The 15,387-nt window shown below is 63.8% G+C and carries 13 protein-coding genes and 1 pseudogene; 6 read left to right on the top strand and 8 right to left on the bottom strand.

Going from position 1 to position 15,387, the window contains the following annotated elements:
• The first annotated feature begins 64 nt into the window (after positions 1-64).
• Both istA and istB read left to right on the top strand, forming a co-directional pair.
• A complete protein-coding gene (gene istA, locus KS03_RS03955; RefSeq protein WP_217908314.1) occupies positions 65-1,543 on the top strand; it encodes an IS21 family transposase in 1,479 nt (492 codons plus the stop codon).
• Positions 1,536-2,333 carry an IS21-like element helper ATPase IstB gene (gene istB / locus KS03_RS03950; RefSeq protein WP_012732720.1) on the top strand — a complete coding sequence of 266 codons (798 nt, stop codon included), beginning with the start codon at positions 1,536-1,538 and terminating at the stop codon, positions 2,331-2,333. The genes istA and istB overlap by 8 nt, the downstream gene beginning before the upstream one ends.
• Before the next feature lie 185 nt (positions 2,334-2,518).
• On the opposite strand, the gene KS03_RS03945 is transcribed toward istB, so the two are convergent.
• Positions 2,519-4,144: a hypothetical protein gene (locus tag KS03_RS03945; RefSeq protein ID WP_230674575.1), complete on the bottom strand. Its 1,626-nt coding sequence runs from the start codon at positions 4,142-4,144 to the stop codon at positions 2,519-2,521.
• Positions 4,145-5,145: 1,001 nt separating this feature from the next.
• Between KS03_RS03945 and KS03_RS03940 the strand changes: the two genes are divergently transcribed.
• Entirely contained in the window at positions 5,146-5,370 is a 225-nt protein-coding gene (locus tag KS03_RS03940) for a ParD-like family protein (protein WP_015878073.1), read from the top strand.
• A complete protein-coding gene (gene map, locus KS03_RS03935) occupies positions 5,370-6,179 on the top strand; it encodes a type I methionyl aminopeptidase (RefSeq protein WP_035979370.1) in 810 nt (269 codons plus the stop codon). The genes KS03_RS03940 and map overlap by 1 nt, the downstream gene beginning before the upstream one ends.
• A gap of 21 nt (positions 6,180-6,200) precedes the next feature.
• Here the strand turns inward: map and KS03_RS03930 are convergent, their stop codons facing one another.
• The 5 genes from KS03_RS03930 to KS03_RS03910 all read right to left on the bottom strand — a co-directional run bounded on the left by KS03_RS03930 (position 6,201) and on the right by KS03_RS03910 (position 12,604).
• On the bottom strand, positions 6,201-6,704 hold the full coding sequence (locus KS03_RS03930) for a GNAT family N-acetyltransferase (protein WP_015878075.1): 504 nt from the start codon (positions 6,702-6,704) through the stop codon (positions 6,201-6,203).
• A gap of 169 nt (positions 6,705-6,873) precedes the next feature.
• Positions 6,874-8,061: a M20 aminoacylase family protein gene (locus KS03_RS03925; protein WP_015878076.1), complete on the bottom strand. Its 1,188-nt coding sequence runs from the start codon at positions 8,059-8,061 to the stop codon at positions 6,874-6,876.
• Positions 8,062-8,353: 292 nt separating this feature from the next.
• A complete protein-coding gene (locus KS03_RS03920) occupies positions 8,354-10,420 on the bottom strand; it encodes a phosphocholine-specific phospholipase C (RefSeq protein WP_015878077.1) in 2,067 nt (688 codons plus the stop codon).
• A 753-nt stretch (positions 10,421-11,173) separates the two neighbouring features.
• A complete protein-coding gene (locus KS03_RS03915; protein WP_015878078.1) occupies positions 11,174-11,695 on the bottom strand; it encodes a chemotaxis protein CheW in 522 nt (173 codons plus the stop codon).
• Positions 11,696-12,241: 546 nt separating this feature from the next.
• Positions 12,242-12,604, bottom strand: a complete 363-nt coding sequence (locus KS03_RS03910) for a hypothetical protein (protein WP_127913883.1) — start codon at positions 12,602-12,604, stop codon at positions 12,242-12,244.
• A 605-nt stretch (positions 12,605-13,209) separates the two neighbouring features.
• On the opposite strand from KS03_RS03910, the gene KS03_RS03905 reads away from it, so the two are divergent.
• Together KS03_RS03905 and gspI are read left to right on the top strand one after the other, a co-directional pair.
• Entirely contained in the window at positions 13,210-13,914 is a 705-nt protein-coding gene (locus tag KS03_RS03905) for a hypothetical protein (protein ID WP_232252204.1), read from the top strand.
• Positions 13,915-14,023: 109 nt separating this feature from the next.
• Positions 14,024-14,509, top strand: a complete 486-nt coding sequence (gene gspI / locus KS03_RS29490) for a type II secretion system minor pseudopilin GspI (protein ID WP_230674442.1) — start codon at positions 14,024-14,026, stop codon at positions 14,507-14,509.
• Here gspI and KS03_RS30940 read toward each other — a convergent pair.
• Together KS03_RS30940 and KS03_RS32610 are read right to left on the bottom strand one after the other, a co-directional pair.
• On the bottom strand, positions 14,493-14,900 hold the full coding sequence (locus tag KS03_RS30940; protein WP_153478341.1) for a hypothetical protein: 408 nt from the start codon (positions 14,898-14,900) through the stop codon (positions 14,493-14,495). The genes gspI and KS03_RS30940 overlap by 17 nt on opposite strands.
• Positions 14,901-14,979: 79 nt before the next feature.
• Positions 14,980-15,265: pseudogene (locus tag KS03_RS32610) on the bottom strand (DDE-type integrase/transposase/recombinase); the annotation flags it as partial.
• Positions 15,266-15,387 lie beyond the last annotated feature (122 nt).

Below are 15,387 nucleotides of genomic sequence, written 5' to 3'. Positions count from 1 at the left end.
GCTCAATCTTTGAGCAGGGGATACAAAGGTGATCACGGTGGGCATATTGGCCAAGATCAGGCGGATGTATTTCCGCGAGAAGGTCCCGCTGCGCGAGATTGCGCGGCGTACGGGCCTGTCCCGAAACACGGTGCGCCGCTGGCTGCGGCAGACTGATGCCGTCGAGCCGAAGTATCCGAAGCGCGTCAGCCCGAGCGTCATCGACGACTGGGCCGCACAGCTGACAGGTTGGCTGCGTGCCGACAGTCATCGCCCAAAGCGTGACCGGCGCACCGCCCGGTTCATGTTCGAGGCGATCCGCGCCGAGGGTTACGCCGGCAGTTATGGCCGCGTGAGCGCATTCGTGAGGCGTTGGCACGAGGAGCAGGCTGAGGCGCCTCGCAGGAAGGCCTTCGTGCCGCTCGCCTTCGAACCCGGCGAAGCCTTCCAGTTTGACTGGAGCTGCGAATATGCGTTTGTTGGCGGGCTGCGGCGACGCTTGGAGGTCGCCCACGTCAAACTTAACTCCAGCCGGGCGTTCTGGCTGGTCGCCTATCCCACCCAGAGTCACGAGATGCTGTTCGACGCACACGCGCGCGCATTCGCCGCGTTCGGCGGCGTGCCCCGGCGCGGCATCTACGACAACATGAAGACCGCCGTGGACAAGGTCGGCCGCGGCAAGGAGCGCGCGGTCAACGCGCGCTTCGAAGCAATGTGCAGTCACTACCTGTTCGAGCCAGAGTTCTGCAACCGTGCCGCCGGCTGGGAGAAAGGCATCGTCGAGAAGAACGTTCAGGACCGGCGACGTCAGATCTGGCACGAAGCAGCGCTACGGCGCTGGGAAACGCTGGAGATCCTAAACGAATGGGTCGCTGGTCAGTGTCGTGAGGCCTGGCAGATGCGGCACCCGCAGTGGCCCGAGCTGACAGTCGAGGACGTGCTGCAGGACGAGCGCATCAGGCTGATGCCCAATCCACGGCCGTTCGACGGCTACATCGAGCAGACCCTGCGAGTCTCGTCGACCAGTCTGATTCACTTCCAGCGCAACCGCTACAGCGTGCCCACCGAGTACACGAACCAGTTGGTGAGCGTGCGCTGCTATCCGGCATATCTCAGCGTCGTCGCCAACGCCCAGGAGATCGCACGCCACGAACGCAGCTTCGAGCGGCACATGACCTTCTACGATTGGCGCCACTACGTCACGCTGGTCGAACGCAAACCCGGCGCACTGCGCAACGGCGCACCGTTCATCACGATGCCGCAGCCGCTGCAACTGCTGCAGCGGCATCTGCTGAAACACCCGGGCGGCGATCGCGTCATGACGCAGGTGCTCGCTGCGGTGCGCGAACACGGGCTCGATGCGGTGCTGCTCGCCGTACAGGCTGCGCTGGATTCAGGACGCCCCAGCGCAGAGCACGTTCTGAACGTGCTGAGCCGGTTGAAGGCACCCACCACGAGCACCAACCTCGCGACGACGAAACTCCAGCTTACCGAAGAGCCGGCCGCCGACGTGAGCCGCTACGAAACCCTGCGTGCCAACCCACCGGAGGACCGTCATGTCTAACGACATCGCCGCCCAGCTCAAGGGGCTCAAACTGCATGGCATGGCGAGCACGTGGCCGGAGCTGCTGGCGCAGTCGCGTCACACGGAGTTCAACCCGGAGCGCTTCATGAAGCAGCTGCTGATGGCTGAAACCGCCGAACGGCAGGTGCGCTCGATCGCCTACCAGATGACCGCCGCTCGCTTCCCGGCACACCGCGACCTGAAGGGCTTCGACTTCGCGCAGGCACACGTCGACGAAGCGCTGGTGCGCGAACTGAGCGAGCTGTCGTTCCTCGCAAGCGCGCACAACGTCGTGTTCATCGGTGGTCCGGGCACCGGCAAGACGCACCTCGCCTCAGCGATCGGAATCGAAGCCGTACAGCGCCACGGCAAGCGCGTGCGCTACTTCTCGACTGTCGAGCTGACCAACGCCTTGGAGCAGGAGAAGTCCATCGGAAAACAAGGCCAGATCGCCCACAAGCTGATGTACGTCGACCTGGTGATCCTCGACGAACTGGGCTATCTGCCGTTCAGCCAGACCGGCGGTGCATTGCTGTTCCATCTGCTCTCAAAGCTATACGAGCACACGAGCGTCGCGATCACGACCAATCTCAGCTTCGGCGAGTGGGCGAGCGTGTTCGGGGACGCAAAGATGACGACGGCGCTGCTGGACCGCGTCACCCATCACTGCCACATCGTCGAAACGGGCAATGAATCGTGGCGCTTCAGGACCAGTTCTGCCAAGGCAAAGACAACAAGAAAAAGAGCGGCAAAACCAGCGGGTAACGAAGAGTTATCCACACCGGAATAGATGTACTACGCTGTCTCGGGGTGGGTCAGATTTAGATGAAATCGGTGGGTTAAGACTCGGTGGAAATCAACAGATTGGACGTAGAAGGGCCCGAAGCTTGGCCGGAAGTAGGCGCGCGGGGATCGGAAATTCGGCGAGATAGTTGATTGGCATTCGAGATGTCGCTAGAGGGTCGGCGTCCGCGACTAGGAATTGGAGCTGTCGACGACGTCGTCGGGCGCGTCATCTTCTGCCGTCGGTGCGCCGAGCAACGGCGTCGTGATTTCGAAATCCGACGGGTTGCGGGTCGAGAGTCGGGACGAGGGCGGAATGGCCAGACGCCGAGGCGGCCGCTTGGCGACGCGTTCGATCTCACTCAGGGGGTGTGCCTGGAAATGCTGGCGGAACGTCTTCTTGAGGGCGGTACTGTTAGTACTAGCAACCAAGCGCCCCAGTTCGTCACCTTCGACAACCCGAAAGTCGTAGCGCCTCACGCGCGCCGCTTCGTCCGCGATTAGCCCACGGGCCCGCTCCGACAGTACGCCGCTGGTCCAGTACTCGAAGACTTGCCTGCACTCGCGCCACTGCCAAGTGGCCTGAGGTGAACGTCGCATCACTGGGATACGCTCTTTTAGCCAGACCTCGACCATCTCGTCAGGGACGGTGCCGCCGGGCTTGTAGCCCTTGCACTCGATGAATCGGACGGACTGGTTGGCGTGATAGACCAGAACGTCGACCTCGGCCTGGCCGCCGGCGTCATCCTTGAGAATCTCGTTGAGGTCGATCGACGTGTGCGGGTCACGCTGACGCACGAGGTCAGCGACGATGTACTCGAATAGAGCGCCTCGCAGGTTGGTGGCAGCGCCCTCGATGTGGCTGAGCTTGTCGAAGACAGCCGCGACCCTATCGAACGAGTCCGGGCGCAGGTATGCGTCCTTGAGGATGTCGGTCAGCTCTCGAAGAGCCTTGGCGACCTCGAGCCCAAACAGGCTCGTCGTGGTCGCCGGAACGACACCGCTCTCCCTCGCAAGCGCGAAGGCCTCCGGCGTGTAGCCATCCGCTACAAAGACCTGCATGCAGCGGCCCACCTTCGCAAGCGCCCGCAGCGAGGTGCATTTATTGATGAACGGCTGGAGCTCGTGTGCGGCGACGTTGACCCCGAGCAGCACGTCGCAGACGAGATAGCCAGGCTTTTTCTTGTTGGCGGCCTTGTCCCACTGCGTGAGCGGGCCAAGGTAGGAGGCGCCGGTCAGATCCCAGTTGAAGGTGCCCACCCGCGGCTGACCACCGTCCGTGGCACGGAGTGCCACGGTGTTGTAGCTCACGAGCGCCAGGTTCCGGGCCCAGTCCTTGACGGCGCTGAGTAGCACAGCCTCTGTGTTCAGGCGTGCGCGCAGACGGTTGAGCTCCCACGGCGTTGCCTCGACAGTCTGAGCCAGCTCGATGCATTCACCGATCCCCGGGGCGTCGAAGCACGTCACCAATTGAGCACTCTTGAGGCGGTCAAGGACGCCTTGGGCCGGGATGTGGCCCTTCTGGGCGATGGGGGCGCCACACACGATAAGAAAGTGCCTGACCGGCATGACGCCGCCACGGGCCATGAGGGCGGCAAGACCGCCGCCGTACGACGCGCTGTGCTGTAGAAGGCGCTTGACGAGCTCGTGCCAGAACTCCGGCGAGGCGTAGTCGCTCTGCAGGTAGACGAAGCGCGCCCCTCGAGGGAACACAAGGTGGGCGAGCTTCTTGATCTCCGTCGAGCGCGAGACGCGCTGCCGGGCCGTCGCAGGCGCCACACCTTCCTTGACCAAAGCGGCGACAAGCTCCGTGCTCAAGCATGGTCGGAGGGTCTGGAGCAGGCAAGTAAGCGAGTCAGCCATGGGATGCGAGTGCCTACGATGTCACACTGCGCTATTTATAACACTTGACTACGTAGTCTGTCCTAAAACGCAAGTCCCAGCGAGAGCCCGTGGAAACATGGGGTCTGGCGGAGTGATCAAACGGCCTGCTCCGCCAATGATGTCACAGTGGTGGTTTCGTGGGTCGGCAGGGAAGGCCCGGGAATGCGCTTGGTCGATCTCGTCAGGACAGCTCACGTCATGCGCATGCGAGCCTGAGCATACGGGCCTGCCGCCGCTTGGAGCGCAGAGTCCTTTTCGATGCAGAGTGCCGCCAGCGCGCGCACAGAAGGATCGGCGCCAACCGTTAAATTCCCAAATTCCCTCCGTTTCGAAAGTCCGGTTTTGAGCGTCGAGATCGATCATGCGAATTTCGCCTTTGGGTCGCGTGCCGCCGGTTGCGGCGGGCACGAGGCAGCGCCAAGCGACATGAAAAACGTGAGTCGGCATCCGACCAGTTTCTGACATTTGATATATCGCGTAGTCAGACATTGGATCGACCGTTACCCTTCGGGAGGCCACCTAAGCCGCAGTGCGACCGAACGTCATCCCAAAAAAGCCCGGCTATGCCGGGCATTTGTACTAGTCGCATCAGAAGATACTGGCGGAGTAAACGCGTTACCCTCGGCCCCTTGAGCTGCTAGTTCGTAGAGACTTTCACATCAACAGAGGAGACAGCACCGAGGATGACCGCGGTTCTCACAAACGTCCTCACGGACAACTTTGTGAGAATTCGGCCATCTATTCTGAGAAACAACAGCTGGGTGCTTGCGATCGGCCTGGACCCAAGGCCCAATCGCGGCATGTTCCTCTCGCGGCGCCGTCCGGCAATTCGGGCAGCTTGGCGAGAATCCGGGCGCCCGTTCCAGGAGACAACCGCCACGCCGGCATTTCCTGCTATTATGCGAATTAGCTACATTTCGTATATATGGGGCGATATGGGAATCATCAAAATCTCCGAGTCGATGCACGACTCGCTGCGCCGCACCAGCGGCGCGCTGAGCCGCTCGATCAACGCGCAGGCCGAACACTGGCTGCGCGTGGGCATGCTGGCCGAGCTGAACCCGACGCTGGCCTATGGCGACATCTGCCAGCTGCTGCTGCGCGCCGAGGCCGGCGCACCGGCCGATCACGACCACGCCCCGCTGTCGAAGGTCGCATGATGGCGCGCGCCCAGAAAGTCACGCTGCGCTCGCAGGCGGAGATCGCGCAGGCGCGCGAGGCGGGCAAGCTCGCGGCCGACGTGCTGCGCATGATCGGCGAACACGTCAAGCCCGGCGTCACCACCGACGAGCTCGACACGCTGTGCCGCGAGTTCATCGTCGGCGTGCAGCACGCCACCCCCGCGAACATCGGCTACCACGGCTTCCCGAAGACGATCTGCGCATCGGTGAACCACGTGGTCTGCCACGGCATCCCGTCCGGGCACGTGCTGGAGCACGGCGACATCATCAATATCGACGTGGCCGTGATCAAGGACGGCTGGTTCGGCGACACCAGCCGCATGTACTTCGTGGGCGAGCCCGACGCGCAGGCCAAGCGCCTGGTGGACACCACCTACGACGCGATGCGTGCCGGCATCCTCGCGGTGCGGCCCGGCGCGACGCTCGGCGACGTGGGCCACGCGATCCAGAGCGTCGCGCATCAGGCCGGCTACAGCGTGGTGCGCGAATACTGCGGGCACGGCATCGGCACCGTCTACCACGACGAGCCGCAGGTGCTGCACTATGGCCGCCCCGGCCTCGGCATGAAGCTGGTGCCCGGCATGATCTTCACGATCGAGCCGATGCTCAACGCGGGCAAGCCCGAGACCAAGCAGCTCGCCGACGGCTGGACGGTGGTCACGAAGGATCGCTCGCTGTCCGCGCAGTGGGAGCACATGGTGGTGGTGACCGACGACGGCTTCGAGGTGCTGACGCCCTGGCCGGAAGGCACCGGCGCTTATGCGCCGATCGGGACGCCGACCGCCTGAGCGCCTGAGCCGCGACGGCGTTCAGGCGGCGGCCGGCTCGCCGAGCCAGCGGTACATCACGAAGCAGTCGACATACCCGAGCGTGCGGTGGCGATAGGCGCGCGGCAGCGTGCCTACCACCGCGAAACCCATCTTCTTCCACAGCGCCACGGCCACCTCGTTGGTGGACACCACCGAGTTGAACTGCATCGCGAGGAAGCCCGCCTCGCGCGCCTTGCGCAGCGAATGCTCGCACATGCGCCGCGCCACGCCCTTGCCGCGCGCGGCCGGCGCCACCATGTAGCCGCAGTTGCAGACGTGGGCGCCGGGGCCGGCGGCATTCGGCTTCAGGTAGTAGGAGCCGAGCAGCTCGCCCGCCTCCTCGGCCAGAAACGTGTACGACGGCAGGTCGATCCAGAGCGCGCGGGCAGCCTCCTTGGTGAGCGCCGGCTCGTAGGCGTAGCTTTCCTGCGCGGCGGCGATCGTCTGGAAGATCGGCCAGAAGCGGTCGAAGTCGGCGTCGGTCATCGGGCGAATCGTGATCATCGTCGGGCTCGGCGAATGGCGGTGAAGCCGACGATTCTAGCGCGACGCGGCGGCAAGGCCATGGCACGGCGCGGCAATCGATGCGTGCGCAACGATTGCCGCGCGCCAGCCCCCGAGCTTGGAGCGAAGCCGTCCGGGTGCCGAATCGGGGCCGCCACGCGCCGGACCGTCAGCGCGACAGATAGCGCTCCACCAGCCGCGCCCAGAACGCGGCGCCGATCGGCAGGTTGTGATCGTTGAAATCGTAGTGCGGATTGTGGACCATGCAGCCGTCCTCGCCCACGCCGTTGCCGATTCGCACGAACGAGCCGGGACGCTGCTGCAGCATGTAGGCGAAATCCTCGCTGCCCATCAACGGATCGATCTGCTCGAGCACGTTGTGCTCGCCCACCAGTTCCTTGGCCACCTGCGCGGCAAAATCGGTTTCGGCGTCCGAATTGACCACCACCGGGTAGCCCTCGGTGTATTCGACGTGGGCCTTGGCGCCGTAGCTGGCTGCCTGGCCTTGCGCGATCTCGATGATGCGGCGCTTCAGTTGCGCGCGGACCGCCTCGCTGAACGAGCGCACGCTCAGCGCGAGTTGCGCGCGCTCCGGAATCACGTTGTTCGCACTGCCCGCGTGGATCGAGCCGATCGTCACCACCGCCTGCTGCGCGGGGTCGAGGTTGCGCGAGACCACGGTCTGCCGCGCCATCACGATGCTGGCCGCCACCACCACCACGTCCACCGTCAGGTGCGGGCGCGCCGCGTGGCCGCCCACGCCCTCGATCTCGATCCAGACGCGGTCGCCCGCCGCCATGAACGGGCCGCGCCGGAACAGCAGCTTGCCCGGCTCCGCGCCCGGGTGGTTGTGCATGCCGAACACCGCGTCGCACGGAAAGCGCTCGAACAGGCCGTCGGCGATCATGCGCTGCGCGCCGCTGTCCACGCCCTTTTCCTCGGCCGGCTGGAAATAAAGGTGGACCGTGCCCGAGAAGCGCCGCGTGCGCGCGAGCTGACGCGCCGCGCCGAGCAGCATGGCGGTGTGGCCGTCGTGGCCGCACGCATGCATCTTGCCGGGTGTCGCGCTCGCGTAGGGCAGGCCGGTTTCCTCGCCGATCGGCAAGGCGTCCATGTCGGCGCGGATGCCGATCCGGCGCGTGCCGCCGTCCACCGTCAGCGTGCCGACCACGCCCGTCTCGCCCACTCCGCGCGTGACCTGCCAGCCCCAGCTCTCGAGCCGCTCGGCGACCAGCGCGGCCGTGGCCACCTCCTCGAACGCGAGTTCGGGGTGGCGATGCAGATGGTGGCGGATCTCGAGCAGCTCGGAGGTGTCGCCGGCGAGGTCGGCGAGTTCGGTGTGGCGGGTGTCGGTCATCGTGGCTCCGGGGAACCCTGGCGCGGGCGCAAGGGGCCCGGCGCGAAGGTGGGAAAAGCGCGGCGGCGGATGCGCCGGCAAACCACCTCACTATAGCCAACCGGACCGCGCCTCAAAAGAGGCGCGATTTTTTCACCGTGATAAACCGCGCTGCTTGCCGGGCCCGACGGCCGGCAAAAGGCCGGCAAAAGGCCGGCGAAGGCGCCGGGCCCGGCCAGCAGTTCGAGCCGTATCGTGTCGGCTGGCGTGTCGCGGCAACCCGGAGCCGCATGCCACGCCAGCTGCGCGGGTACTACATCGCCGGATCGGTCACGCCCGCGCCGCCGGTCTCCACGTAACCGGCGAAGAGGCGCAGGAAGCCCGGATCCACGCTGGAACTCACGCTGACGTCGTACCAGCGATGGCTGGCTGCCAGGCTCCAGTCCTGCTGGACCGTCGCGCCGGCCGCTACCGTGACGTGCTGCGCCGCGGCGCCATAGCGGTTGTCGACCAGGCTGAAGGTGCAAGGCGCGCTGCCGCCATTCATCAGCGTGAAGCGCAGATCGCCCTGGCTGACCTCGTAGCAGGCGCTCACGCCCTGCTGTGCCACCGTCGATCCGCCGGACACGAAGCGGCGCAGAAAGCCGTTGGGGCCCGTCACGGTCAGATCGTAGACGGCCTGGCCCGCACCGGCGGCCTGCCGGGCCCAGCTGTCGGACAGGCGCGACTTTGCAGCAACCGTGTAGCGTTTGACCGAGCTGGTCGCGCCTGCCGCGTAGACCTGGAAAACCGCGGCGACCGAGCCGGTGTTGACGAAAGTCAGCGCAATTCCGCCCGAATTCGGATCGTCACTCGCTTCGACGAACAGCTCGTAAGGTAGCGCTCGCGCATTGCGCACCCCCACCTCCTGGACCGGCTGCTGCTGGCTGGCCGGCACCACCGGCATCGGCAGCGTGCTCTGCGCGTCGGCGGCCGCGCTGAGCCCCGTCACCGACGATACGGTGATCGCGCTCGCATCGGGATTCGCGAAATCGAAGGCGCTGGTGAGATCGCCGCACACCGCGCGCCGCCAGGCGCTGATATTCGGCTCCATGACGCCGAAACGCTGCTCCATGAAGCGAATCACCGAGGTATGGTCAAACACCTGCGAGCAGGTCCATGCGCCTCTGGACCACGGCGACACCACGAACATCGGCACGCGCGGCCCCGGCCCGACAGGCCCTGCGGGATGCTTGGCATTGCCTCCGTAGACCTCACCGGTCGTATCGACGTTCGACAGGCCGTAGCTGGCATTCTCGGGCGGCGTCGGCGGCACGACGTGATCGAAGAAGCCGTCGTTCTCATCATAGGTGATGAACAGCGCAGTCTTGCTCCATACCGCAGGGTTCGCCGTCAACGCATCCAGGATCGCCGCGATATAGGTCGCGCCGTCAGCGGGCGTATAGACGGGATGCTCGGAACAGAGCGCCGGCGGCAGCAGCCACGAGATTTGCGGCAGCGAGCCCGCGGCAATGTCGGCGGCGAATTGCGCATAGGTGCGGATCGACCAGCCGCGCTGCGCGAGGGCCGAGCCTGCGGCTGACTGGCTGAAGGCCGGAAAGAACTTGAGGACGTTGAACGGGCTGATCGGGTTGTCGATATCCCCCTGAACAGTGGGCACCGTCGCCGAGGTCTTGAAAGGCTCGTTGCCTGTCACGCCCTGGTAGATCTGCCAACTGACGCCCGCGGCCTGCAGGCGCTCGGGATAAGTCGTCCAGGTCAACGGCACGCCGTTGGTTGGCGAGTTGTCGAGCAGCGGGCCGCCCGCCGTCCCCGCGACGTCGATCATGCCGGTCATCAGGTGCGAGCGGTTGGTATTGGTCGGCCCCATGCAGGAGCTGAAATAGGCATCGCATACCGTGAACGCGTCGGCCAGCGCGAAATGGAACGGCAAATCCTGGCGCGTGAAATAGCCCATCGTCAGCGAACCCTTGGCCGGCACCCAATTGTCCCAGCGACCGTGGTTCCACATCTGGTGTCCGTCGAGCCAGCCATGCGGCAGGGACTTCATCGCCTGCGCCTTGGTGGTCTTGCTGTCGAGGTGGAAAGGCATCACGTAACCGCCCTTGCCATCCGGCTGCTGCCAGACGGAGGGCTGGCCATCGATCGGCAGGGTGTGGCGGTCGTTGAAGCCGCGCACGCCGGCCAGCGTTCCCAGATACTGCTCGAACGAGCGGTTCTCCATCATCAGCACGACGATGTGCTCGACGTCGGCAATCGTGCCTTGCCGGCTCGCCGCGGGAATCGCGAACGCGCGGCGGATGCTTTCGGGCAGTGCCGACATCGCGGCGACCGATGCAGCGGCGGCTGCGGTTTTCTTGATGAATTTTCTACGGTCCATGATTAGGATGCTTAATTAGTATTACCGCAATGAAAGACTTTCTGGCTGCCCGGCGAGGGCGAGGGCGAAACCTGGGCCGTCGAATCCGTATCGCCACCGCACCCCGTCAGTGAGATAACCAAGGCCGAGGCTATCAGCCAGTAAATGATTGAAATCTTTTTGAATGCCACGGCGCGTTTTCTCCAGGTCTGCGAAAAGATGTGCGACTATAAAACCGCGATTTGACGTTGCAATGACAGGGAGTGCGGCGGCCAGGCCGTTGCATCGGCAGGCGCGTCGTATGGTGTGTGGATATGGGATGCTGCCGCCATTCTTGCGGACAGGTGGACGGAAAACATCGATCTCGATAGACGGGGCGGCTGCTTCCGCGACGCATGCGCGGGCGAGTCCGGCTTGCCTGCCCGCATCGCGCGTGGCGCTCGAAAAAAACTCGATGGCAACTCGATTGAATCGCAGACGTCCTAACTAGACGACGCCCGCTTCGGCCACGCGAGTGGCGACACCGCCGAGGCTCGGCAGGGCATGGACTGATCGCGGCTTGAACGGCACACGAGCTCGCGTGCCGTAGCATGCCATTTCAAAATCGCCTCAGGCCGCGCAATATTAATTCCAGCCTGAAGCCGCGATCGTTGAACGGTCACGTGATTAGCGCCGCCGCTGCCGCCGTCCAACGATCCGATCCCTCATGGGCCTGCAATGCACCGTCGCGCTTGGCGGCGGGCTGGCCCGTCTTGTGCGCGCCGCTTCGGTGGTTCAGGCAAACAGGCCGATGTCCGCGGTGGCGATCAGCCGCTCGATATCCAGCAGGATCAGCATCCGCTCACCGTCCTCCCCCGCCACCGAGCCGATGTCCGTGATGAAGCCGGTATCGATTGCCGCCCCCAGTGCCGGCGCCGGCCGGCGATCGGCCGGGCTCAGTGCGAGCACGTCACTGACCGAGTCCACGACGATGCCCACGGTACGCGAACGCACGTTGAGGACGATCACCACCGTCGATTCGTTGTATTCAACCGATTCAAGCGCGAACTTGATACGCAAATCGAGGATTGGCACGATCACGCCGCGCAGGTTGATCACGCCTTTGATATAGGGAACGGCATTCGCGATGCGGGTGGGTGGCTCGTAGGAGCGGATTTCCTGCACGCATAAGATGTCGATCCCATACTCCTCGTTGCCAAGCCGCAGCGTCACGAACTCCTGTGACTCCTGGGCGCCCTGCTGCGGTTGCGTGTCATTGGCGTCGCTCATTCTCGACACTTCCCGTATTCCATTCATAACGCTGCCTCCGTGAGTAAATAATCCGTGCTGCTCAGAACGCCTGGCAATTCTCGGCCTCGTCGGCAGGCGCCTGCCGGCGAGGCCGCAATCCCGCCCTGGCTTGCCCACGCGGTCCGGCCGCTCGGCACGGCCGGTCCTTGAACGCCGGCCGCACGAGCGTCGTCGGCATTTCGAACGAACCTTCCGCTCGACCGGGGTTTTGACCGCGGCCACGGCCATACGATTTCCCGTTCGTTGGCCGTCGCCTCGACAGAGCCGGATCCGCCGCTCCTTATCCATGACTACGGACGGCGGCCGCGTTGCTTGAGTCCAAGCGCGCGTGAAATCGCCTTCATTGGGGTTTACGCTCGACGTGCCGGCCGCCCGCTTCCTGCTTTTCAATGAGCGAGGCGGCGCAAACCGCCTCCACCATCCGCTCCGGTCGAGCCGTTCACGGCGCGCCGGGCAACGCCGCCAGCCGGATCGCCGGCAGAATCGCGGCACCAGCGCATGGCGGTGGAACGGCCGCGGGACGGGCGAAACGCCCTGCCGCGGCCAGACCGTTCAGCAGGGCGAGCGCCGCGCGCCTTTCCCGCCGGTGAAAAAGTCGATCACGCGTGCGACCCCGTTTGTCCATCCGTATCGGCCGAAATGGCGGACCGGCCCATGACGAAAGCCGGAAGCGACCAGCCCGCCGATCGACACGCAGCGCCGGGGGCTCGATCCGTACCGGAATCGGCTGGCACTGGGGGCAGTGACCCGGGCGAGCGTGGCGACGCAGGAAACCCGCTCGCGCAGAACGGGGCGGCGCTGCATCCGCTCGCCGAGCAGCGTGCGGATGCAGGGCGCCGAGGCGCCGATCGACGTCGCGATCGCGAACCGCTTGCCGAAGCCGATCGCTGGGCGAAGGCGCGAGATCAATCGCAAGGAGTACGAACGTCGCAAACTAAAGATCGCCGTCGGTTGTCACCACCTGCCTCGAGTGTCGGCGCAAGCGGACGGAACGTCGTCACACGGCATGGCCTTGATGACATCGACAGCAAACGCACGCCAATTCCTGCACGTCGACACCGCCCTCCGGTCGGTCCTTCGATCAGGTCCCGTTCGCCTCGAGTACCGCCTTCGAAACCAGGCCGCGGTGGCGATAACACTGCTTCGGCGTGACGAGGCCCGGAAGATAGCTGCAACCCGCCTTAAAGATCGATATTCAGATAAATGTCAAAAATCATTAATTAGAACATTACAAATTACATTTTCCATATATCGAACCTTAAACGTAACTTAATAAACTCGATCCTATGAAAACATATTTCCAATAGCCAAATAGAATTAACCTGTTTTTTTAAATTTGATAGATTTCCGCCCATACCAAGGGACCGCTTCATAAGAAACGCATCCGGCATCACAAGCACCAGAAAATCGAATACCCGGTTGGCTCCCCGCCATCCAAGGCATCACCGCATCCAGCAAACAATCATTAAAGGAGGCGTAAGCAGAATCAAAAGAAATCAAATATTCGCCATCGCTTTGAAATGGCAATTCACATCACAGGGGAAATCATGAAATACAAAACATCGGCAATTTTGCTGCTCGCTATTCTCAACCTCTCGATTGGCGGAGCCGCCTATGCTTCCTACAACGGAATCTGGCGCTCCCCTCTTTGGCCAGACAACAACACCAGTCCGGATGCCCAGGGCGACTGCCTGGGAGGCAATGGCGGAACGAAACCGGACAAATGCATCTGGCACGAAGTGAGCCATGATTTCAGCGAAGGCCGTGCCAGTCAGGTCAGCACCGAGTACTACAACTGTCACGGGACGACGACCAACTCGGAAAGCGCAAGCTGGTCTTACGCGACCTCGGCAAGCGTGTCACGCGAAACCAACTCCAGCAGCGGCTGGTCGTTGAGCGGGGGCTTCTCGGATGGCGTCGAGGCGGCCTTGGGCCTGAACGGTCAGAGCGGTAGTTCGACCACCTACACCACCGGCACGACGAGCACGGCAACGCAAACCTATACGCTGAATGTTCCGCCGGGGCAGAAGGCGTGGCTGACCTTTGTTCCGAAGTACCGCCGCTCGCATGGCTGGCTCGAGGTTCATTATGGCAGCAGAATGTATGGCCATTTCTTCTGGTACTACCCGTACCAAGGTGCAAGCAACGTCACGGTGCTGACGCCGCTCACGCTGCCCAACGGGATGGCGGACGGCGACATCAAGCCGGTCTACGTGAGGTGTTGACCTGATCGGATAGCGCCCGAGGAGTTGACTGCGCCCGGCCTGGCCGAGCCAGTTCAACTCCTCGGCCGAGGGGGTGCCGCCGGCAGGCTTTCCCGCACGTCCGGTGGCGATGCATCGCCGGGCGTTATTTTTTCATCGGCCGACTATGACGACTCGACCTGTCAAGCCAACCAGCACCAGGGGGGGATCTTGCCTCGGCAAATCTTCGGAACCCGGATTCACCCTCATCGAGACGCTGATCGCACTCGCCATCATCGCCATCAGCTTTGCCGCGGCCTCGCGCTCGATCATGATGATGGTCAATTCCGAGGATACGCTCAGGGTGACGACGCTGGCGCATTACTCCGCGGACAATGAATTGACCGAAATAAGGCTGCGCGAGGCATGGCTGCCGGCCGGTGAAAAACGATACCCGTGCCCGCAAGGAAATTATCTTTTCATTTGCACCCGATCCGTTTCCTACACCATAAAACGCGGCATCGAGAGGATTGACATAAGCGTGTCGCTGCCTCCCAAGCCGCATCGTTATGCAAGCATGTCTTCTTATTTTTACGACCCGATTCGGGATTTAGGCCGCGTCAATCCAGACGATTGACTTCGCTTGCACTAGCAATCGCGCGGCGCTGTCGCTGATCGAGCGTGCCAGCATGCGGCCGGCGCGTTGGGCTGCAATATGGTTTAACCGACGCCGCCGTGGCGCGGGAAACCCGAGCCGCCGGGCCTTCTGGCGGGATGTCATTCTTGTAGGGCAGCGCGTTTTCGAAAGCCTCGACGCATGCATCGCGTGCGTCGCGATAGCGCCTGTCGGCATGTTGCGCACGGGCCGCCACCCAGGATGGCAGCCAGGCGACGGACATCTCCCGGGACTTCAGCGCGCTCAGGTGCGCTTCGGCTTCACGGTGCAGGGGCGCCAAAGTGCGACCGAGCGCGAGGCGTAATTGCGCGGCACGGAGGGACTGGCCGAGATGGTTTCGCGCAAAGCGCATCGGACGGTACTGGCGGGTTGTTCCTTAGCAGGGCGAGGTAGGGCAACCTGAGCACGTAAGCCATTCGCTTAAAGGCTGCCGAGCGGGTGCGCGATGCCCGTTCCCAGGCGACTTTTGCCTGGGAACGGGCATCGCGTCTATGTTTCGCATCCCGATGATAGCGGCAGCCCATGCACAGGTTGGAAACCTGACCATGTGACGCGCGGGCGGCCGTGGCGCTCGAGCAGCTTGCGCATCAGTCGCTTGACCGCCGTGGCGCCGCGCCGACGCTGAACCCGGACATCCAGCACGGCGCCGTGTTGACCTACGGCTCGCCAGAGCCGGTGCTTCACGCCGCGGATCGTCACCACCACCTCGTCAAAGTGGCATTTGTCTTGCGGATCGGGGCCGCGCCCGGATCCGCCGGGCGATCGACAGACCAAACCTGGTGGCGCGGCATCGTACCGTCTCGTAGATCAGATCAGGGCCCGGGCTACCAGCATTTCCT

Origin of the sequence: Burkholderia glumae LMG 2196 = ATCC 33617 (assembly GCF_000960995.1) — a bacterium.
Classification (GTDB): domain Bacteria; phylum Pseudomonadota; class Gammaproteobacteria; order Burkholderiales; family Burkholderiaceae; genus Burkholderia; species Burkholderia glumae.
Note: the sequence above shows the minus strand (reverse complement) of the source record. Positions and strands in the feature narration are given on the sequence as shown.